Below are 19,190 nucleotides of genomic sequence, written 5' to 3' on the forward strand. Positions count from 1 at the left end.
ACGAAAACACTCGAATGACCGGTTCGCGGACAAAGCAGTCTTTTTCTCGACACCTCACGATTTGGCGATCGCAGTCGCCTCGATCGAGAGCAAAAGGCCCATCGGGAGGTCGACAATCGGAGTAGACCGCGCTGGAGGTTCGTCGGGGAAATACTCCGCGAAGAGCTCGTTGAGGGCCGCACGTTCGTTAGCGTCGCCCAACCAAGTTATAACCTTCACCACATCACCCATCGATGAGTTGGAGCATTCAAGACAGCTATTGAGATTCTTGAAAGCTTGCCTTGCCTGCGCCTCGAAGCTTTCTCCGGCCTTAGTTCCGGTTTCTGGGTCTATACCCGCTTGCCCTGATACGAAGATGAAGTCTCCGGCCCGAACGACAGTCGAATAGGCGCCATATGGATCTGGCATATCCGGATGGCTGACGACCTGCTTTTTCATCATGGATTCCCCTTATTGGATCGTTTGGAAGCCTATGACGGCCTGGCGCAGCCAAGCAAGGAGAAGCACAGGCGCGCAGCGTCACCAAAGGGCTCGAAGCCGCCGTTCGCCGCATCTGAGCCGAATGACCGCTTTCGAGAAAAAACAAGAAGGCCCCGGCAGGCACCCGACGGAACCCGCGAAGGCGTGGGATTTAGATCGACAAGCGCTTCCTGCGACGCCTCTCGCCCGCTAAAACCGAGAAAATCCCGGCACCTGTAATGGAGAAAACCATCACAGGAGACTGCCATGCAGGACGATTTCACCCCTTCAACCAACACCGATCCGCCGGGGCATGGCGAGAGCACTGCGATCACCCGCGATGACGTGCGCACCGGCTCGGTCGTGGTCATCCACGCTTTCGACGACGTGCCTGAACACCTGTTCCGCGTCGTCTACGTCTACGACGATTGCGTCGGCGGCTACTCGCAGACGGGCCCTCTGGCTCCAGAGTACGGCGAACCGGCCTACGATCTGATCAAAGCCGTCCACCGGCGCTGATCCCCACGAGCCGAACGCTCGCCCTTCTCAACATTTCAAAAGCTTTGAACCCCGCACCGCCGGGGAAAGGAGACGTCATGTCCAGCAAGATCAAGTATGCCTACCTGAAAGACCAGACGTGGCTCTATCGCCGCCACTATCCGGCAGACGTCGCGCCGGTCCTCGGTGCGCGCGCCCTTAAGCGCTACCTGAAGACTAGCGATCCCAAGGTCGCCGCCACCCGGGCCGCCGAACTGAACCTGGAAGTCGACCGCCAGATCAAGCGCGTTCGGTCCGGCGTCGCCACAGCTTTGAACGGCGCAAAAACTTGGGAGCACGAAGGAGACCGTTCCCTGACCGCTCTGCGGGCCGCTCTGGGCTCGGAGGTGCTGACGGTGGGCGGGGCGGCCTATCACGACACCGAGCGGGCCGTCAGGGTGCCGACGGTAGGCGAGTTGGCGGAGAGATACCTTCGCAAACGCGCCGGTGAACTGCGCCCCGGTGGCTTCAAGAGCGTCCGCTACAGCGTCGGTCTGTTCAGCTCCAAATTCGGAGACCGGCAGATCACCCACGTCACCCGGGAGGATGGGCGCTGGTTCGTCTCTGTTCTGCCGAACCTGTCCAGGGCGGTCGGCAAGTCGCGGCGGACGCGGGGGTTGGGACTGGAAGGCGCCGCTTCAATGGGGCTGGAAAGCCGCCTGCACCCTCGCATTGCTGATGCCAGGCCAGGGCCTTCGCCATCAACCTGCGGGACAGGTATTTGTCCGGCGCGGTTCCAAAGGCGGCTGTCCACGCCTCCCGTAGACTTTGCAGGTTTGGTTCATCCGTTTTGAAGTCCGTCATGTCGGCTCTCTCCCTTCTACTTTGCCGAAGGCGGCAGCGTCCGTTTGCTGCCGCTACTGGCGCAGCCCCGGACAGGCCGGGGCATAAGAATGGGTCAGGTCAGTGACGCTCTGTCAGCGCCGGAAGTCCACTCGGCTCGGCGACTAAATCAGAGGCGATCTCGGTGGGGGATGTGTGGAAGTCGGATGTCCGCTTAGCACGGAGAAAAGGACATCTCAGTAAATCGGTCAGATGTCTCCTTCGAGCACCAAGGAGCCGATTCCGGCTTCAGAAGCCAGGTCTGCATTCGGCCGAACAGCCGCCGTTGGACGACCGCGACGAGTCTGTCCAGTGAAGTATGGGGGCGATTGGGGCTCGATTTCAACTGCTTGCGCAGTTTCATGCGCAGTTCAAGTGAATGTTCCGATCGCTTGAAAATGCGCTCCGTCGTATGAATTTCTTTTTAGTTGGGAGACTTGTCCGATACCTCGTTTCGCAGCGCTTCGCGGAGTAAAGGAGCAAAAGTGAACATGGCTCCGAGCCCGCTAGGTGGTGCCTATGACAACGGTTTGATCTCCATGACCTGAATAACTGCCGATAGCCATGAACTCTGTCTCAACCTCATGCGGAGACTCGGTCGATCGCGCGCTTCTGGAGTGTTGCGTCAGTCGCGTACGTCGTTGGCGGACCACTTACGCATGCTGCCTGGTGCGATGGAATAGTGGCGTCGGAACGCGCGGCAGAAGGCAGCTTCGGATTGATAGCCCAGATCGTGCGCGATGCTCGCTTGTGCGTCTTTCGTGTTCAGCAGGCGGTCGCGTGCGATGCTAAGCCGCCAGTGCCTCACATAGGTCATCGGAGCAACACCCACCTGTGCCGTGAAACTGGCGGCAAACGCCGAGCGGGACATGCCAACAGCACGCGCCAGTCGGTTCATTGACCAGTCGGCACCCGGTTCTGCGTGGATCATCGCCATCGCACGGCCAATCTGCGGGTCGCGCAGAGCGGCCAGCCATCCGCGCTGAGCGTCCGGCGAGTTCTCGAGCCAGAATCGAAGCGCTTGGATCACCAGGATGTCGGAGAGCCGGGTGATGACGGTTTCGCCGCCGGGGCGAAGTTGTGCCGCTTCTCGAGCCACAAGGCGCAGTGTGCTTTGCAGCCAGCTTCCCGCATCGTTGTCCCAGCTATCTATATGGATCACCCGAGGCAGGTGACTTACAAGATTGTGCGCGGCCACATGGTCGAAGCGCACGCAGCCATACATCGTGCGTGTCATCTCGCCGCTTCCCCCGTGACGGAGCACTTCGAGCCGCTCGGAGACCTTCTCAACAGGAATATCGATCAGGGGAATGGCAGGGAAATCCGGATCGCTGCAGACGGTGTGCGGCGTGCCATGCGGCATGATCGCCAGGTCTCCCGGTGCCATGGGTATCGGTGCCTCTCCGTCGACCCCGAGAAAGCACCTGCCGTGTGTCACGGCGAGAAAGGCCAACTGGCCGTCCAGCCGCGGCACAGAAACGCTCCAGGGCGCCGTCAGTTCTCCGCGGTTGTAGAGCGTTCCCTCTAACCGCAAGAGATGCAGGCTTGCCCCGAGCGGATCGGCCCCGTCGGCCAGGGGCGGGCTTGGATAGGTCATGCGCCTTTCTGTCTCCACACTGAAACCTGTGTCCACAAATTGGGACGAATGGCAAAATATCATGGATCTTATGATATAGAGCGTCCAGTTGTTGCGCCATACCTATCGTGCATCGTGACAACTTCGAAAGGACGTATCCCATGCAAAAATCCCCAATCCTGGTGATCGGCGCCAGCGGCAAGACTGGCAGTCGTGTCGCCAACCTTCTTGAAGCCGCCGGCCACGAGGTGCGCCGCGCATCCCGCAGTTCGGCAACGCTGTTCGACTGGGAGCGCCCCGAAACCTGGTCCGATGCGCTGAAAGGCGCCTCGGCGGTCTATATCAACTACTATCCCGATCTCGCCTTTCCCGGAGTGCCCGAGAAGATCCGGATGCTGACCGAGACGGCCGTCGACGCCGGCGTGAAGAAGCTTGTCTTTCTGGCGGGCCGCGGCGAGCCGGTAGCGGAAGCCAGCGAGGACATCGTGCGTAAGTCCGGTTTGGACTACACCCTGGTGCGCGCCGCATGGTTCGCGCAGAATTTCTCGGAGGGCTTTTTGTACGATTCAGTTCGTGAGGGCGTTCTGGCCCTGCCAGCGGGCGACGTCAAAGAGCCTTTCGTCGATATCGACGACGTCGCGGAAGTCGTGGCCGCATCTCTGACCGATCCGCGCCATTCGCGGCAGGAATACGAGGTGACAGGCCCGCGGCTGCTGAGCTTCGCTGATGCCTCGGCGGAGTTGGCGCGAGTCGCAGGACGGTTCGTAACTTATCACCCGATCAGTTTCGAACAGTTCCACGCGGCGCTCGTGGATCTCGAAGATCAGCTTCTGGCGGATGTCTTCACAGAGGTCTGTCGGCAGATCTTTGATGGGCGAAACGCACGGCTGGGCGATGGCGTCCAGCGGGCCTTGGGCCGCGAACCGCGCGATTTTGCGGACTTCTGCGATCGCGCCGCTGCTGAAGGAGTATGGTCAGCGGCCGCGTAGCCGTCCGGCCGGGTCTGGGGATCCTCAAGGCCACAGACCCGGCCACGCTCCTGGTTCTGCCAGTGCTGTTCCTGCGCACATTCCCTCGCGCTTCCGCCTGACCTTCAAACCTCATCCGCCAATAGCAGATCGACATGACCGTGGACATTTCCGTACTTCTGGCCTTCGTGTACTTCGCCTTCGTCGCCTCCATCACGCCGGGCCCAAACAACATGATGGTGATGGCCTCAGGTGCCGCGTTCGGCGTGCGGGCAACCCTGCCCCATATCTTCGGCATCGCCTTCGGCTTCGGGATCATGCTTTCGGGCTTGGTTCGCGGCTTGGGTGTGGTTCTCGACCGCCTGCCGATCGTGCTCGGCATACTGAAATGGGGTGGTGTCGCATGGCTCGCATACACGGCCTGGCAACTGGCAAGACCCGCCCTGTCGCGATCTGCTTTCGGGAAAGCGGGAAGCACGAACGGCGCGGTCGCCCGTCCGTTGACGCTGATCGAGGCCGCACTGTTCCAGTGGATCAACCCCAAGGCATGGACCATGGCCGTCGCAGTGACGGGAGCCTACGCGGACCTCGCCGAGGTGGCCTGGCAAAGGGCGGCAATCATGCTTTGCGCATTCTTTGTCATCGCGCCACTCTGCAACGGGACGTGGTTGCTTGCCGGCCGGGCGATCGGCACTCTTCTGTCCAGTGACGTTTGGGGGCGAGTAGCGGTTTCTGCCATGGCCGGTCTGATCTTGCTGAGCGCCACACTGATCGCTCTCGGTTAGAAATCGGGATCGATCGCTGCGGTCCTGTTTCGCACTTTTCCCCGCTGCATACGAGCGACTCCCGAAAGATGATACCGACCTGCGCCAAGGGCACACTCGGAGCGCAAGGACGCTTCGAGCGACGTCGTGATCCGCGATCTAGATTTGTGCGACCAATCAGTATGGCAGCGGCATCGCCGGCACAGTAGGTCCGGGTAGACGGACAAGCCGGACCTTGTTCTCTTTGCGAAAAGGTCCGGCCCTGATGCCTGAGGGGTGTTTAGCCCACGGGAAGACGCTTCTCTAGTTTCCTAGCGGGACCACAGCCAATTCGAATGGCTCAACTGGCGAAGGATCCATCCCGAAGAACCGACCGAGTTGCCCTTGCACCACAAAAGCCTTGTCGCCGTTGGCGGCAACAGTGGTAGGGGTCTGGAAACCAGTGGCGACAGGCTCGATGATCCCGGAGCTCATGTCTTGCGAGACCCTTATCAACGAAAGCGTATTGCTTTGTCCTTCGACGACCAGCAGATCGCCATTACCAAGAGCTTCGATCCCATCCGGTCCGGCGATTGGCCTGTCGAGCGAGATCGGGACCGCCTCCGGACTATCGGAGTCAGTTTGAATGGCAAACAGCGCACCAGTCGAATATCCGGCCTCCGATCTGCGCGTCGGCCTCGATCAGCTGAACATCCGCCCCCGCTTTCTGTAGTAAGAATGCAGCTGTAAGGCCTGACAGTCCGGCACCGATGACGACTACGTCCAAAACGTCATCCCGAGATATCTGAAGGCGCCAGAGGGCGCTCCTTCGCGTCGAGGTGAACTACCTGTGCTTCCCGGGCAATTTGTGAACGGTGTCCAGAGCTACGAGAGTCGGCTTAAGTGTCTTCGTCTGAATAGCGGAACGAAAGTTTGCCAAAGCGTTTGCAGCTATCAAAGCGGAAGCCAGCTCGACTTTACATACCGGCCCTTATCGTAGCCTAGTGACGGTCGAAATCGGACCTGAATTGCTCCTGTCGAAGTCGTTGGCTATGCATATGCTGGGGCCGGTGTTTGGAAGTCATACGCTTCTAATCGGGACAAGAAATCTGGAGTGATCGGTTTCCATCACCCATCAAAGAACGGCGAGGCTTGCTTCCATCATCTGGGTGCGAAAGATGGGTAACCGGAATTGGCCGATGGAGAAGCAGTGGAGCCATGGCTGGCTATGATATCACCCTTGTCTCGATCGAAACGGACTCGCATCCATTGGATGGCCTCTTCTATAGGCCTCGAGCGGAGCCCCTGGCGCAAGCCATGATCCTTCATGGTAACTGCATGAATTTCTATACCGGTGCACCGAAGTTTCTGCCACCGGTACTGGCAGAACTTGGTATCGCCACGCTTGCCTTCAATCGGCGTGGCCACGACGTCATTGCAACGCTGAACAGCCGCGAGTCTACAGGCGGAGCGTTTCAGCGCATCGAGGAAGCCATCTCGGACTCTGTCTACGCCGAGGCGTGGCTACGTGGTCGGATGGATGCGGCGCCCATCGTGATCGGTCATTCGAACGGTGGAATGCTCGCGGCGCGCCATGCGGCTGAACGCGACGACATTCCGGCGCTGGTCCTGCTGTCCGCGCATCAGGGTGGAACGGGCATGGTGCCTTTCGCGAGCGCAAATGGCCTGTTGGCGCAAGATCGTCTGCCGGAGTTCGAGGAGCTGGCCCGTGAAGCCGTCGCGGCCGGGCGCGGCGCTGACCTGATGCTCTTGCCCGGCTGGTGGTACGCGATAACCGCGGAGAGCCTGGTGGACAACCTTGACCGTCTACCGGCGACAATGGAGCTTGCGCCGGAGATTTCCTGCCCGACGCTCTTCATCGCGGGCGATCAGGAGCCGCCCGAGATGTACCCGGCAGCGGCCTTTGTCGAGAAGATCGCAGGGCCTGGTACGGCGCGGATCGTTCCGGATTGCGATCACTTCTACACCGGGCGCTTCGACGCAGTCTCCGCGGAAGTGTCGGACTGGCTGTGCGCAACACTTCCGGGTCTCGGGACGCCGCCGTCTGTCTGACCTAGCTGTAGCGCTTGTCGCTCGAATCCTCGAACCAGTCGAAACGGTCGTCGGACAGGTTCACGACGACACTTTGCAGCTTCGTGTAGCCCTCATAGCAGACGATGCCATTTTCCTTACCGATCCCACTGGCCTTGAAGCCGCCCCATGGTGACGAGGGGTCGATCCGGTGGTGATCATTGATCCAGACGATTCCGGCCTCGATCGATTGCGACACGCGGTGCGCGCGGGTGATGTCTTTGGTCCAGATGCTGGCGGCCAGTCCGAACTCGGTACCGTTCGCCAGCGCGATAGCCTCTTCTTCTGTATCGAAGCCAAGCACGCAGACAACCGGACCGAAGATTTCTTCCTGCGCGATGCGCATGTCGTTGGTGACGTCGGTAAATACGGTGGGTGCGTGATAATATCCGGTGTCGTAGATCCCGCCCGTCAGCCGTTCACCGCCTGCGGCAAGGGTCGCGCCCTCGTTCTTGCCGATCTCGACGTATTTCATCGTCACATCGAGCTGGCGCTTTGAGACCATCGGACCGATTTGCGTCTCGAATTGCGTAGGATCGCCGACGACCAGCGACTGGGTCCGCTCAACGAGCATGTCCACCACCTTCTCGCGCACGGTATTCTGCACAAGGAGACGCGCGCCCTGTACACAGGTCTGCCCGGCGGCGATGAACGAAGCGAACAGGGTTGCGGCCGCTGCGCTGCTGTCGAGCACGTCGTCGAAGACAATCACCGGGGCCTTGCCGCCCAACTCGCCCGCGAACTGCGTCAACCGCTCGCCGGCCAATGCGGCCACCCGCCGTCCGGTCTCCGTGCCGCCAGTGAGGTCGAGCTTCGCGATCCCCTCATGAGTGCTGAGCGCGGCCCCCGCGATGGGTCCCATCCCCGTCACCATGTTGCAGACGCCGGGCGGAAGACCTGCTTCCTCCATCAGCGCGGCGAGCATCATCGGCGTAATCGGCGCAACCTCGCTTGGCTTGACGACGACCGCGTTTCCGGCGGCGAGCGCGGGCGCCAGTTTCTTCGTCAGGATGAGCAGCGGATGGTTCCAAGGCGTCACCAGACCAACGACGCCAAGTGGCATCCGGCGGGAATAGTTCAGGTAGGGGCCGCCGAACGGATGCACGTTCGATTCATGCGTGCGCGCGACCGCTGCGAAATACGTGTACCACTCCGGCAGGCGCGCAAGTTGGGCGCGCATCTCGCGGATGGGCCTTCCGGTCTGCGCGACCTCGACTGCGATGAAGTCATCAAGCCGCTCGGTCAGTAGGGCAGCGATCCGGTTCAGGATGTCCGCACGTTCGGCACCGCTATTGGCGCCCCAGGGTTTCGACGCGGCGTGCGCCGCCTTCACTGCGGCGTCGACGTCTGACGCGTCGCCTTCAGCCATTTCGCAGATCGCTTCACCCGTCGCCGGGTTTTCGACGACAAAGCGTGCGCCGCCGGTGGCGTCGCGGGGCTCTCCGCCGATGTGAAGCGGAAAGTAGTCGGGAATGCTCAACTGGTTTATCTGGGTCGCAGTGTCCGGCATGTGTCGAACCTCATTTCATTGAGTGGTCAGTGACGTTGTCACAGCCCGAAGAAGGCGGCTGCGGTGCCATGGGTGATCGCATCGCGCTCCGTTGCGGTTAGATCATCGCACTCGTTCACGATCGCCATCGGATCGGTGTCGCCCATGTCGAACGGGTAGTCGCTGCCCAACATGATGCGATCGGCGCCGACGGTGCTGACGAGGTGGCGCAGATGATCGGAGCGGTAGACGCAGGTGTCGTACCAAATGCGCTTGAGATAGGCCGAAGGCGGCTCGGGGATGAGTGCGTTGACCTCCGGGCGCACCTTCCAAGCGTGATCGAAGCGCCCGATGTAGAAGGGCGCGAAACCGCCACCATGGGCGATATAGACTTTGAGTTTCGGGAAACGATCAAGCACGCCCCCCATCACCAGATGGTTGAACGCGATCAGCTCCTCGAGCGGCTGCGCCACTGAATTGACCATGAAGAACGGTGTCAGTCGTTCACCATGCGAAAAGCCGAGCGGGTGAATCATCAGCCCCACGCCGATTTCTTCGAGCTTTTTGTAGATCGGGTCGAGGCTATGGTCCGAAAGCTCGCGTTCCATCACGCGGCTGTCGATCTGGAACGCTCTCAATCCCAACTCGCGCGTGGCGCGCTCGATTTCGGTCAGAGACGCAGCCGTGTCGGTCATCGGAAGCGTGCCGAGGCCCACGAAAACGTCCGGCGCTTCCGCGACTAGCGCCGCGACATGGTCGTTCTGCATGACTGATATCTCGGCCAGAAGAGATGGCTCGGCCCAATAATGCTGCTGGCCGGGCGCTGGGGCGATGACCTGCCGGTCGACACCCATCGCTTTCATGTCGCTCAGCCGCTGGTCGAGTCTCGTGAACTTGGCGAAAAGCTCGGGCTTCTGCTCCGCGTCGCGCGCCTTGCTCTCGGGCGACATGTCCCGCTGGTAAGGCACGCTGTCGGGCTCGATGCTGTCGGCAACCCGGTCATTCACCGCCGGGCAGAGCGTATGGGTGTGCGCGTCGATGATCACGCCGCCGCTCCTTCCTCGAAGGTCCAGTTCTGGATGATCTGGGTTCCGGCCTGACGCAGGATCACCGACATCGGGCAGCGTTGCTCCAGCTCTTCCTTGAAATCTTCCAGCGTGGCCGGGTCCATGTCGGTCTGGGCCGTGATGTCCAGTTCGATAGTGGGGAAGGGGACCGGAACGTCAGCCTCCTTGTCGATGCCGCGATGGTCGAGCATCCCGAGACAGGTCATTTCCTTGAAGGTCAGCGAAACGCCGCGCTCATACGCGATGCGTGCTGCGATCACATGGGTGCAGCTCATGAACGCGCCCAGCATCGTCTCAAGCGGGGTCGGCCCGACATCGGTGCCGTGTCGAAAGGGCGGCTCGTCGATCACGAAGGAATGCCCGCGTGTGCGCACTTCTGTCAGGCTCATTGTGGGGCAGTGGGCTTCAAGTCGAACCTTGATGAGCGGCTTCATTTTTACGGACATTGGGTACTTTCCATCTTGGGTAGAGCCTTGATCGGCAGGTAGTGCAGCTGAGCGCCCTTGCCGATCCAATAAGATCGGGCCGCATCCGACAGCGTCGGAAGCCCGAAAGCGCGACCGGCCGCAGCAAGGGTCGCGGCGACGGTCTCGATAGCGCTTTGCACCCGCTCGTGATCCGGCTGACCGGGATATCCCATCGCTTCAGACAAGTCGTTCGGTCCGATGAGAAAGGCATCGACACCCTCGACCTGCATGAGGTCCGACAAGGCGTCCACGGCTTCGACGGTTTCGATCTGGGCGATGACGCAGAGTGCTGAGGGGCGCAGCATCCCGACGAGCCATGTGAGCTGCTCCGCCGAGACGATCTGGGGAAGAACGATACCGTCAGGGACCAGTTCGGCACAGGACGTGATTTCACCTTCCGACAGACCGTCCGTGCGGATGATGGCGGCGAGGTTCCGGTCCTTTGCGGCCTTCACCGCTATTCGTGCATCGCCCAGTGAAAGGCCGGTGCCTTCCCGATCGATGAAGATTGCACCGACCTCGCCAAGATGTTCGGGGAGCGTCTCCCTGCCCGGGTTGAGCATCAGCAGACGGCCGCCTTCCACGAGATATGTGCTGAGGGCCGCGCGCACCTCAGGCGGCCTTGCTGGACTTCAGAAGCTCGAGCGACAGAAGTTCGTCATTTGTCATGGGCCACCCGAACGCTGTCCCGATGCAGAGAAGGCCTGCCTCGTGGAGCGCTTCGCCATCCATCGTGTCCACGCAGTCAGACGCGACAATCACCGCATAATCGCGCACGTTGGCGGCTACGGCTGTGGCCAGAACGCAGGAGTTCGTGTTCACGCCCGTCAGGATCAACGTGTTGATTCCGTGAGCTTTCAGGTGGAAATCGAGATCGGTTCCGACAAAGCAGTCGTAGCGCTTTTTGGTATCGACGACCCGATCCTCGGGCGCCTGTAGCTTCGGAATGATCGTGCAGCCGGGCATGCCGTCAAGATTGTGCTTCAGCACGTTCTTGCGTGTGGCTGTCGGGTCTTCGGCGCGGGTACGCCAGAAGGGATTTGCACGGATTTCCTGTGCGTCGCGATAGCGCGTCACGATGTGAACCACCGGTACGCCGGCGGCACGGCAGGCCCGCATCAGGGTATCATTGGCATCGATGACCCTCTCGGCGATGTCCGCCGGACAGGGCATCGTGGCGACTTCGGGGTCGAGGTGCCCGCGATGACAGTCGATGGCGATCAGGGCAGCGCGAGGGCTGTCTACGCCAAGGTTCGGCATAGTGCTCATATCAGAGGGCTCCATCCGGTTTTGAGGAGTGCGGCCTGGTCGATCCCGAAGACGTCAGCGAGCCAGTCGTTCATGATCTCCTGACCGATCGTCGGATTGTCGTGCTGGCAATGCTCGGCGCCGGTCTCGTCGGGCTGCAGCAGCCGGAGGGTGGAATTCACACCCTTGGACGTGGCGTAGTCGTGAACCTGCGTCGCTGCCGAGACGGTCAGAACGTCGTGTCCGCCATGAAGAACAAGCAGCGGGCATTGCATGTGGTCAAGATGGCCCTCAAGCGCGAAAGCCTTCGACGTCTCAAGCGCCTCGGTCATCGTGTCCTCGCCCATGACCCATTTGATATGCATGGCAAGGCCAAAGCTCTCGTCCTTGTCGCCCCACATCTCGTGGACGGACCAGATGGCGCCATGCGCGATGCAGGCGGCGAGACGATGCTCGTAACAGGCGGCGCGGGCAGCATAATATCCTCCCATCGACGACCCGGCGCACGCAATGCGGTCGGGGTCCACATCATCCCGCTCGAGAAGCCAGTCGATGCATGCGCCAACTGGCACCTCGGTATCTGGGCGGGCGGCGAGTTTGTGGCGCCGGAGCGTGCCGCCCTGCCCGGGCAAATCCACCATCAGGACCGAAATTCCACGCTGAAGCGCGCCGTGGGCCTGCATGAACCACATCTCGTCCTTGATGGAATCGAGGCCGCCGAAGCAGATCAGTACGGGCATCCGATCGCCCGGGAAGGGGGCCCGTACGAAATAGCCGCAGATCGGCTTACCGTCTTCGTAGGGGATGTCGACGATCTCGCCCGGCGGGTTGAGATACTTGAGAAATTTGTGGCTGCACGCCTCCATCTTCTCGAAGGTGGGCAGACGGTTGGGCGCATCCGGCTCAAGATAGAACTCGGCCTGACGGTAGTAATCCGCCGCGCGCAGGAAGCAGTTCTTGGCGGTCTGGATGTGGCCATTCCTTTCGGCCTCGATCCCGCGATCCCAGTTCTGGTCGGCGATCCGCATCCACTCCCGATGCCAGCTGTCATAGTCGCCGGGGATCATGCGGCTGGCCGCAAGGAAGCACTCAGACACCGCGCCGCCGCCTTCCTGCGTTTCGCCCAGCCCTCGGCGGAACTGGTAAGTCAGCCAGGGATGCTCCGGCCAGTGATGCCAGCCCATCGGCTCGTAATGCGGCGTCAGGTCGGTTGGAGCGAGATCTATCGCATTTTCGGGAACGTGGTGCTTCACAGGTTCATCCTTTCCAAGGTGTCCGCAAATGCCAGTCGGTGGCCTGCTGATAGGCATCGCCCACGCGGATCAGGGTCGCTTCGTCATCGGCGCGGCCGACAAGCTGAAAAGCGATCGGCAGACCGCTGGCATCTTGCCCGCAGGGTAGGGCGAGGCTGGGCAGGCCCAGATAGTTGATGCCGCGCGTGGCATGGGTAACGGCTCCGATGACCTTGCCGATCTCGGCGGGATCGCCTTCGGTCGTCTCGGCGATGGTCGGCACTTCGCGCGGGACGGCAGGGATCAGGACCGCATCGCAATCCGCCATTGCCCCAGACAGCCATGCGCTTCGGATCGCCGGACGCAGGCGCAGCGCCGTGGCATAGGCTGTCGCGGAATAGAAGAGGCCAGGCTCGAGGCGGTCACGCACCTGACGCCCGACGTTGCAGTTCGGGTCGCGGAAGGCTTCGCCCAGTTGCGCGGAGGCTTCGACCGCCAGCACGATATGGGCCATGGCGTTCACCAGGGCCATGTCGGGGCTTTCTGTCTGGACGATCGTCGCGCCGGCGATTTTCAGCTCTTCCATGGCGGCGTCGAGCGCCGACGAGATCGCCGGGGTCGCGGTGTCGAAGTAGTAGCCAGATGGCACCGCGATCCTGACACGGCTCAGATCACCGCTCAGGTCGGGCATTCTGAAACGCGGTGCTGAGACCGTCGTGTCCCGCGGGTCGGGCCCGGACACGATGTCGAGGATCAGCGCACAATCCCGCGCCGAGCGTGCCAGGGGGCCGACGCAATCGAGGCTCCATGACAGTGGCCAGACGCCGGCGCGGCTGATGCGGTTACTCGTTGGCTTCAGGCCGGTGATGCCGGACATCGCGGCGGGATGTCGAATCGAACCACCGGTATCTGTTCCGAGCGCCATACGTACATATCCGCCAGCGACGGCCACCGCAGACCCCGAAGAAGACCCGCCGGTGACGTGGGCCGAGTTCCACGGATTGCGGGGGTGTTTGGTATGCACGTTGAAGCCGGTCGGGCTCATCGCCAGTTCGGCCATGGCGAGGCGCCCGATATCGACGCCATCCGCACCGTCGAGCCGTTCAAGAATGGTCGCGGTCTCATCCGCAATCTGCCCCGCGAAAAGGGGGGCGCCGCATTCCGCCCCAAAGCCTTTCCGGAAGAACAGATCTTTCCGGGCATAGGGCGCCCCGGCGAGGGCGCCACGTTCCTTAGCGGGCTTTCCGTCGATTGCGCGAGCCTCCAACAAGGCCCGTTCGGCCTCGAGGGCGACAACGCCAAATAGGGAGCCGTCACGCGCTTCGGCGGTGGCGAGCGCTGCCTCCACTTCCGCCTCGGCGGTTGTCGAGCCGCTTTTCAGCGCGGCCACCTGGTCGCAAAGATCACCCCATCCGCGCGCGCCGTAGCCGACACCGTTGGATGGTTGTGCGGTGGCGCTGGCGGAGGAAGCCGGTTGCGGTACATCTGTCGGCGATGCCGCAGTCTCGGCCCGCGCAAGCGCGTCGATCGTACTATGTACCAGACCTCCGTAACGGCCCCATGCATCCGGGTCAGGGTGAAAGCCGTTGGCGCCAGCCGGAATGTCGTCGTCCAGCATGACCGCCCTCTATTCCAGTCCGGTTTGCTTGGCGTACCAGTTGTAGATCTGTTCACCGTCCCAGAATTCCACACCGGGCTGCGCAGCCATGTAGTCGATCGCCTCGGTCAGGTACTTGGTCCGGTGCGGCGCGCCCGAGATATAGGGGTGGATCGCGAAGGACAGGAATTTGGCCCGCTCGCCGGATTCGGAATAGAGCTGATCGAACTGGTCGATGATCTTGGTTTTGAAATAGCTGCTCTCGTGGTGCTGGACGATCATCGTCGGAATGTCGTTCAACTCGACCGTATAGGGCAGCGTCACGAGCGGACCGTTCGCTGTCGTCATTGTCGTGGGTTCGTCGTCATAGACGAAATCACCGCAATACTTGATGCCGTGCTTGGTCAGCAGATCGGGGGTGTCGTAAGTCTCGGTCAGGCCGGGTCCAAGCCATCCGATGGACCGCTTGCCAGTAAATTTCTCGCAGATGTCCATTGTCTTGATGAGGTTCTCTTCCTCGTCATCAAGGGCATGGGTGGGCATCTGCACATAGGAATGCGCCATGAACTCCCAACCCGAATCGCGGGCCGAGGCGGCGACTCGCTCGTAGCGCTCGCAGACGGCGGCGTTGATCGAAAGCGTCGGCTTGATCGACCGGGCGTCGAACATCTTCTTTAGGCGCCAGTAGCCGACGCGCATGCCGTATTCGTGCCAGGACCAGTTCGGGATGTCGGGTTGTACAGAAACACCTGTCGGCGCTGGCAGAACCTGACGCGCCATCGGACGAATGATTTCCCAGACTTCGAGGTTCAGGATCGGCCAGACCACGAGTTTCGTGTCGCCGTCGAATTTCAGCGGAGGCCGATCTTCGATTGCGCTGAATTCGATACGGTCACCGGGCAATGTGGGCATGTTTCCTCCGATCCCTGATTTCTCCGCTTTGCTTAACTAGCAAGACTTGACTGAAAATCAAGTTACTTGTTTATTTGTCATGTGGGTGCGGCAGCTTCAAGAATGAAAGAAAAGGGAAGAGCCAGATGAATGTCGGAAAGATGGCGGCCGAGGCGTTCGATCCTACGGATGAAATGGACGATCTCGACGTCGGGAATCGGCTCAAGCAGTTCCGCCGCTCGGCCGGACTCAGGTTGAAGGACGTGGCTGACGCCGCCGGCTGTTCAGAGAGTATGCTGTCCAAGGTCGAAAACGGTCAGGTCAGCCCGTCGATCAATATGCTGCACCGCCTGACCAAGGCGCTGGGCGTCACGATCTCCAGCCTTTTCGTCACTGTAGAGCCCGAAACCCCCTTTGTTCAAAGGCGTGGGCGCAGGCCTATCCTTGGGGTGAATGCGTTGCGGCAGGGCGAAGGGCTAACGCTTGAAAGCCTGACGCCCTACGAAATCCACGGCCATTTGCAGGCTCAGCTTCATACGCTGGCGCCTGGCGCCAGCAGCGATGGGGCGATTTCGCATGACGGGGAAGAGGTCGGCTATGTGATCGAGGGGGCGCTCGAGCTGACGGTCGGGGACAAGACGGCTTTGCTTAGCGCCGGTGATTCTTTCTTCTTCGATTCCGCGCGCGCCCACCAGTTCCGCAATCCAGGAAACTCGGTGACGCGCGTTGTCTGGGTGAACTCTCCGCCGACCTATTAAATTTTGGGCAGTTTTCTTGCGCCTGAAGTGAATTTTTCCGATTTTTATTGACTTAAATTCAATTATGTTGATTTTGGGTCAAGTGAAGATAAGTCGTCAGATGCGACATCTTGGCTCTGGAGAAGCTAGAGCGACCAACGCCGCAGACAACTCGGAGGAAAAGACCTTGAAGACTCTACTCACGATGACGACGGCAATCGGCGTAGCGTCCGCCGCATTCGCCATCCCGGCCGCTGCCGCTGATGTGACGCTGAAGATCGCGCACGTCCTTCCCGACGGCGACCCCCGCGACCAGGGTGCTGACAAGATTGTCGAACTGGTCGAGGCAGATGGCCGGTGCGACGTCGACGGCCAGGTGTTCCCGTCGGGCCAGCTTGGCATGTTCAACGACATCAATGAGGGCGTTCAGTTCGGATCGATCGAAATGAGCGTGATGCCGGCCTCGTACATCGTCGGCACCGAGCCACTCTTCGGTATCTTCGATTTCCCGTTCTTCTGGCCCGCCGAGGTGGATGCCCTTCTCGAGCTGCACCGCTCGCCCGCTATGGCCGAGCTCGCAACCGAGATGGAAAAGCACAACATGGTCATGCTCGACGTCTGGCATACCGGTTACAAGCAATGGACGGGCAACAAGCCGCTGAACGAGCTTAACGCATATGACGGCCTTGTCAGCCGGGTCATGCCCTCGCCAGTTCTGGCGGAGCAGCAGAAGGCGTTTGGCCTCAACCCGGTCACCATGCCATTCCCCGAGACGTATTCGGCGCTTCAGTCCGGTGCCATCGACGCTCAGGAGAACCCGATTCCGACAAGCTGGAACATGAAGTTCCACGAGGTGCAGAGCCACGTCACCATGACATACCATGGCAATCTCGATCAGGTGATCCTGGTCAACAAGCCCTGGTGGGAAGGTCTGAGCGAGGGCTGCAAGTCGGCGATCATGGATGCGATGCCGGAAGCTAACAAGGTCACACTGGATCAGACCATGATGCAGGAAGAAAACGCCATGGCTGACTTTGCCGCTCAGGGTGTCGAGATCGTCGAGGTCACGGCGGAGCAGCGCGATGCCATGCGCGACGCGGTCCTGCCCCCGGTGCTCGACTTCTACCTTGCCAACAATGGCGAGCGGGGTGCCGAGCTGCTGGAGATGTTCCAGAGCCAGATGGGCGGAAGCTAATTGGCCTCCGACGACATGAATGTCGATGACAATAACGGCCGCTCCCCCATCGGGGTGCGGCTTCTCGACGGCCTTCAGGGGCTCGTCAACTGGGCGGCGGGGCTGGCACTTCTCTGCGTCACCCTGACCGTCTTCTTCAATGCGACCGGGCGCTATCTAACGGGGTGGTCGTTTCTCGGGGGGGAAGAGCTGGCGCGCCTCCTGACCGTCTGGATCACCTTCGTCGGAGCATTTGCGCTCGTCCGTCAGGAAAAGCACGTCAATATCGACCTTGTTCTTGGAGCATCGGCCCCCGGCGCGCAGCGCGTCATGCGCGGAGCTTCGGGCGCCATCGGCATCATGGTCATGAGCTATCTCGCATGGACGTCCTTTCAGCTTTCGGCCTTCAGCTTCGGCACGGGTCAGATGGGAACGACCCTGCCAGTGCCGCGCGGTTTGTTCTTCCTGCCCGTCTTCGTCGGCGCAGTACTCATGCTGATCGCTTTCATCGAGATCTTCGTCCGCGCCATCCTGAACAAACTCCCGCCCCTCGAGGTGATGGGCGCTGACGCGGACGCAACCGACGAGGTGACCGGCTGATGCATGTTGCTGTTCTCTCTGCTGTCGCCCTTGTCGTTCTACTGATAGGCGCGCCGATTTTTCTCGCGATTATGGCGGGCACGATTATCACCTTCGAGGCCTTTGCTCCGCCGATCCCGTCGATGGTTATCCCGCAGCGGATGGTCGACGGCGTGAACAAGTTCTCGTTGCTGGCGATCCCACTATTCATCTTTGCCGCCGATGTCATCGCCCGTGGTCAGATCGGCGCGCGCCTTGTCCGGCTTGCCGACGCCTATGTCGGCCACATCACCGGCGGGCTGGCGATCGCGACCGTCATCGCCTGTGCCATGTTCGGCGCCATGTCCGGGATCGGGCCGGCGGCTGTGGTCTCGATAGGACCGCTGGTGTTCCCGGCCCTCGTCAAACAAGGCTATTCGCGCGGCTTCGCGGTGGGGCTTATCGTGACATCCTCGACGCTTGCCATGCTGATCCCGCCCGGCGTTGCGATGATCCTTTATGCTTTGCAAACCAATAGCTCCATCGGTGCGATGTTCCTTGCCGGACTGATGGCCGGAAGCGTTTTCACCGTAGTGCTGTGTGCCTACGCCTATGGCTATGCGCGCATGAATGGCGTTGCCCGCGGAGCAAAGCTCGGCTGGGGCCAGCGTTGGGAAGCGACCAAAACGGCGATATGGGCGCTGGGGCTGCCTGTCTTCGTTCTGGGTGGCATCTATGGCGGCGCCTTCACCCCGACCGAGGCGGCGGCCTTCGCCTGCGTCTATGCCATCATCGTCGAATGCGTGATCTACCGCTCGATGAGCCTGAAAGAGGTTTTCTTCGCCGCCAACCAGTCGGCAGGCACCATTTCGGTTCTTCTCATCCTGATCGCAGCGGGCACTGCGCTCACGTACTATCTGACCCTCAGCCAGGTGCCGCAGCAGGTCACCAAACTTCTGTCTGGCGCCTCGACAATCGAGGTTCTGCTGATCATCAACGTTGTCTTCCTGATCGCCGGCATGTTCGTCGATCCGAATTCGGCCATCATCGTACTGACGCCACTGATCTATCAGGCTGCGCTTGCCGCCGGGATCGACCCGATCCATCTGGGCGCGGTGATCGTGGCGAACGTGGCCCTTGGCATGGTATCACCGCCCTTCGGCCTGAACCTCTTTATCGGGATAACGACCTTCAAGGTCACGTATCGCGAGGTTGTGACGGCGGTTCTGCCATTTATCGGGTTGATGCTGCTTGTCCTGCTGATCATCACATATATTCCTGCGGTCGTCCTGTGGTTGCCTGGACTGATGTAACAGTCGGGCGACGACGGAGGTCAGGTATCTGATTGTCTGACATCAACCATCTGAAAACCGTCGAGCAGCGCCTGCTCTGGCTGTCGCACTGGATGATCCACAACGCCAACCACATCCGACCCAAAGTCGATGGGATCAAGGTGGGCGGTCATCAGGCGTCGTCGGCGTCGATGGTGTCGATCATGACGGCGCTTTATTTCTCGGCGTTGCGGCCGGAGGAT

21 protein-coding genes are annotated in these 19,190 nt (G+C 61.0%); 10 read left to right on the plus strand and 11 right to left on the minus strand.

Annotated elements, in window-relative coordinates; all coding sequences use genetic code 11:
- Window positions 1-54 precede the first annotated feature (54 nt).
- A complete protein-coding gene (locus tag GQ651_RS17020) occupies window positions 55-438 on the minus strand; it encodes a RidA family protein (protein WP_227258319.1) in 384 nt (127 codons plus the stop codon).
- Between the two features lie 288 nt (window positions 439-726).
- On the opposite strand from GQ651_RS17020, the gene GQ651_RS17025 reads away from it, so the two are divergent.
- Both GQ651_RS17025 and GQ651_RS18830 read left to right on the plus strand, forming a co-directional pair.
- Entirely contained in the window at window positions 727-978 is a 252-nt protein-coding gene (locus GQ651_RS17025) for a hypothetical protein (RefSeq protein WP_227258320.1), read from the plus strand.
- A gap of 77 nt (window positions 979-1,055) precedes the next feature.
- Window positions 1,056-1,790 (plus strand): DUF6538 domain-containing protein, encoded by a 735-nt coding sequence (locus tag GQ651_RS18830; RefSeq protein ID WP_227258321.1) that lies wholly within the window; start codon window positions 1,056-1,058, stop codon window positions 1,788-1,790.
- A 653-nt stretch (window positions 1,791-2,443) separates the two neighbouring features.
- Here GQ651_RS18830 and GQ651_RS17035 read toward each other — a convergent pair.
- Entirely contained in the window at window positions 2,444-3,415 is a 972-nt protein-coding gene (locus GQ651_RS17035) for an AraC family transcriptional regulator (RefSeq protein WP_160765468.1), read from the minus strand.
- Between the two features lie 140 nt (window positions 3,416-3,555).
- On the opposite strand from GQ651_RS17035, the gene GQ651_RS17040 reads away from it, so the two are divergent.
- Both GQ651_RS17040 and GQ651_RS17045 read left to right on the plus strand, forming a co-directional pair.
- The gene (locus GQ651_RS17040) at window positions 3,556-4,383 is read left to right on the plus strand and encodes an NmrA family NAD(P)-binding protein (RefSeq protein WP_160765469.1); all 828 of its coding nucleotides are present in this window, start codon (window positions 3,556-3,558) and stop codon (window positions 4,381-4,383) included.
- Between the two features lie 134 nt (window positions 4,384-4,517).
- On the plus strand, window positions 4,518-5,147 hold the full coding sequence (locus tag GQ651_RS17045) for a LysE family translocator (RefSeq protein ID WP_160765470.1): 630 nt from the start codon (window positions 4,518-4,520) through the stop codon (window positions 5,145-5,147).
- Between the two features lie 595 nt (window positions 5,148-5,742).
- Here GQ651_RS17045 and GQ651_RS17050 read toward each other — a convergent pair.
- Complete coding sequence (locus GQ651_RS17050; protein ID WP_227258322.1) at window positions 5,743-5,892, minus strand: FAD-dependent oxidoreductase; 150 nt, start codon at window positions 5,890-5,892, stop codon at window positions 5,743-5,745.
- Between the two features lie 530 nt (window positions 5,893-6,422).
- Between GQ651_RS17050 and GQ651_RS17055 the strand changes: the two genes are divergently transcribed.
- A complete protein-coding gene (locus tag GQ651_RS17055; protein ID WP_160765471.1) occupies window positions 6,423-7,178 on the plus strand; it encodes an alpha/beta hydrolase in 756 nt (251 codons plus the stop codon).
- 1 nt (window position 7,179) lies between these two features.
- Here the strand turns inward: GQ651_RS17055 and GQ651_RS17060 are convergent, their stop codons facing one another.
- The 8 genes from GQ651_RS17060 to GQ651_RS17095 are packed head-to-tail and all read right to left on the minus strand — an operon-like array spanning window position 7,180 to window position 15,208.
- Complete coding sequence (locus GQ651_RS17060; RefSeq protein ID WP_160765472.1) at window positions 7,180-8,706, minus strand: aldehyde dehydrogenase; 1,527 nt, start codon at window positions 8,704-8,706, stop codon at window positions 7,180-7,182.
- Window positions 8,707-8,744: 38 nt separating this feature from the next.
- The gene (locus GQ651_RS17065; RefSeq protein WP_160765473.1) at window positions 8,745-9,731 is read right to left on the minus strand and encodes an amidohydrolase family protein; all 987 of its coding nucleotides are present in this window, start codon (window positions 9,729-9,731) and stop codon (window positions 8,745-8,747) included.
- Window positions 9,728-10,141, minus strand: coding sequence for an OsmC family protein (locus GQ651_RS17070; protein WP_160765474.1), 414 nt, complete (start codon window positions 10,139-10,141; stop codon window positions 9,728-9,730). The genes GQ651_RS17065 and GQ651_RS17070 overlap by 4 nt, the downstream gene beginning before the upstream one ends.
- Window positions 10,142-10,188: 47 nt before the next feature.
- Entirely contained in the window at window positions 10,189-10,830 is a 642-nt protein-coding gene (locus GQ651_RS17075; protein ID WP_160765475.1) for an aldolase/citrate lyase family protein, read from the minus strand.
- Between the two features lies 1 nt (window position 10,831).
- Window positions 10,832-11,488, minus strand: coding sequence for a cysteine hydrolase family protein (locus tag GQ651_RS17080; protein ID WP_160765476.1), 657 nt, complete (start codon window positions 11,486-11,488; stop codon window positions 10,832-10,834).
- Window positions 11,485-12,720 carry an alpha/beta hydrolase family protein gene (locus tag GQ651_RS17085; protein ID WP_160765477.1) on the minus strand — a complete coding sequence of 412 codons (1,236 nt, stop codon included), beginning with the start codon at window positions 12,718-12,720 and terminating at the stop codon, window positions 11,485-11,487. The genes GQ651_RS17080 and GQ651_RS17085 overlap by 4 nt, the downstream gene beginning before the upstream one ends.
- Window positions 12,721-12,724: 4 nt before the next feature.
- Window positions 12,725-14,317: an amidase gene (locus GQ651_RS17090; RefSeq protein WP_160765478.1), complete on the minus strand. Its 1,593-nt coding sequence runs from the start codon at window positions 14,315-14,317 to the stop codon at window positions 12,725-12,727.
- A gap of 9 nt (window positions 14,318-14,326) precedes the next feature.
- Window positions 14,327-15,208, minus strand: coding sequence for a polysaccharide deacetylase family protein (locus GQ651_RS17095; RefSeq protein WP_160765479.1), 882 nt, complete (start codon window positions 15,206-15,208; stop codon window positions 14,327-14,329).
- Between the two features lie 140 nt (window positions 15,209-15,348).
- On the opposite strand from GQ651_RS17095, the gene GQ651_RS17100 reads away from it, so the two are divergent.
- The 5 genes from GQ651_RS17100 to GQ651_RS17120 all read left to right on the plus strand — a co-directional run.
- On the plus strand, window positions 15,349-15,945 hold the full coding sequence (locus tag GQ651_RS17100; protein WP_227258323.1) for a cupin domain-containing protein: 597 nt from the start codon (window positions 15,349-15,351) through the stop codon (window positions 15,943-15,945).
- Window positions 15,946-16,111: 166 nt separating this feature from the next.
- Window positions 16,112-17,119, plus strand: a complete 1,008-nt coding sequence (locus tag GQ651_RS17105; RefSeq protein ID WP_160765481.1) for a TRAP transporter substrate-binding protein — start codon at window positions 16,112-16,114, stop codon at window positions 17,117-17,119.
- 15 nt (window positions 17,120-17,134) lie between these two features.
- Complete coding sequence (locus GQ651_RS17110; RefSeq protein WP_160765482.1) at window positions 17,135-17,698, plus strand: TRAP transporter small permease; 564 nt, start codon at window positions 17,135-17,137, stop codon at window positions 17,696-17,698.
- Entirely contained in the window at window positions 17,698-18,969 is a 1,272-nt protein-coding gene (locus GQ651_RS17115; protein ID WP_160765483.1) for a TRAP transporter large permease, read from the plus strand. Before GQ651_RS17110 ends, GQ651_RS17115 begins: the two co-directional genes overlap by 1 nt.
- A gap of 32 nt (window positions 18,970-19,001) precedes the next feature.
- A partial coding sequence (locus tag GQ651_RS17120) for a hypothetical protein (protein WP_160765484.1) occupies window positions 19,002-19,190 on the plus strand: 189 nt, incomplete at its 3' end.

This window comes from Kangsaoukella pontilimi (assembly GCF_009830125.1).
Taxonomy (GTDB): domain Bacteria; phylum Pseudomonadota; class Alphaproteobacteria; order Rhodobacterales; family Rhodobacteraceae; genus Kangsaoukella; species Kangsaoukella pontilimi.

What these genes read in the sequence shown, in the direction of transcription:
- GQ651_RS17020 (WP_227258319.1), bottom strand. Translation starts at nt 438, where the DNA reads ATGAAAAAGCAGGTCGTCAGCCATCCGGATATGCCAGATCCATATGGC.
- GQ651_RS17025 (WP_227258320.1), top strand. Translation starts at nt 727, where the DNA reads ATGCAGGACGATTTCACCCCTTCAACCAACACCGATCCGCCGGGGCAT.
- GQ651_RS18830 (WP_227258321.1), top strand. Translation starts at nt 1,056, where the DNA reads ATGTCCAGCAAGATCAAGTATGCCTACCTGAAAGACCAGACGTGGCTC.
- GQ651_RS17035 (WP_160765468.1), bottom strand. Translation starts at nt 3,415, where the DNA reads ATGACCTATCCAAGCCCGCCCCTGGCCGACGGGGCCGATCCGCTCGGG.
- GQ651_RS17040 (WP_160765469.1), top strand. Translation starts at nt 3,556, where the DNA reads ATGCAAAAATCCCCAATCCTGGTGATCGGCGCCAGCGGCAAGACTGGC.
- GQ651_RS17045 (WP_160765470.1), top strand. Translation starts at nt 4,518, where the DNA reads ATGACCGTGGACATTTCCGTACTTCTGGCCTTCGTGTACTTCGCCTTC.
- GQ651_RS17055 (WP_160765471.1), top strand. Translation starts at nt 6,423, where the DNA reads ATGATCCTTCATGGTAACTGCATGAATTTCTATACCGGTGCACCGAAG.
- GQ651_RS17060 (WP_160765472.1), bottom strand. Translation starts at nt 8,706, where the DNA reads ATGCCGGACACTGCGACCCAGATAAACCAGTTGAGCATTCCCGACTAC.
- GQ651_RS17070 (WP_160765474.1), bottom strand. Translation starts at nt 10,141, where the DNA reads ATGAGCCTGACAGAAGTGCGCACACGCGGGCATTCCTTCGTGATCGAC.
- GQ651_RS17080 (WP_160765476.1), bottom strand. Translation starts at nt 11,488, where the DNA reads ATGAGCACTATGCCGAACCTTGGCGTAGACAGCCCTCGCGCTGCCCTG.
- GQ651_RS17090 (WP_160765478.1), bottom strand. Translation starts at nt 14,317, where the DNA reads ATGCTGGACGACGACATTCCGGCTGGCGCCAACGGCTTTCACCCTGAC.
- GQ651_RS17095 (WP_160765479.1), bottom strand. Translation starts at nt 15,208, where the DNA reads ATGCCCACATTGCCCGGTGACCGTATCGAATTCAGCGCAATCGAAGAT.
- GQ651_RS17100 (WP_227258323.1), top strand. Translation starts at nt 15,349, where the DNA reads ATGGCGGCCGAGGCGTTCGATCCTACGGATGAAATGGACGATCTCGAC.
- GQ651_RS17110 (WP_160765482.1), top strand. Translation starts at nt 17,135, where the DNA reads ATGAATGTCGATGACAATAACGGCCGCTCCCCCATCGGGGTGCGGCTT.
- GQ651_RS17115 (WP_160765483.1), top strand. Translation starts at nt 17,698, where the DNA reads ATGCATGTTGCTGTTCTCTCTGCTGTCGCCCTTGTCGTTCTACTGATA.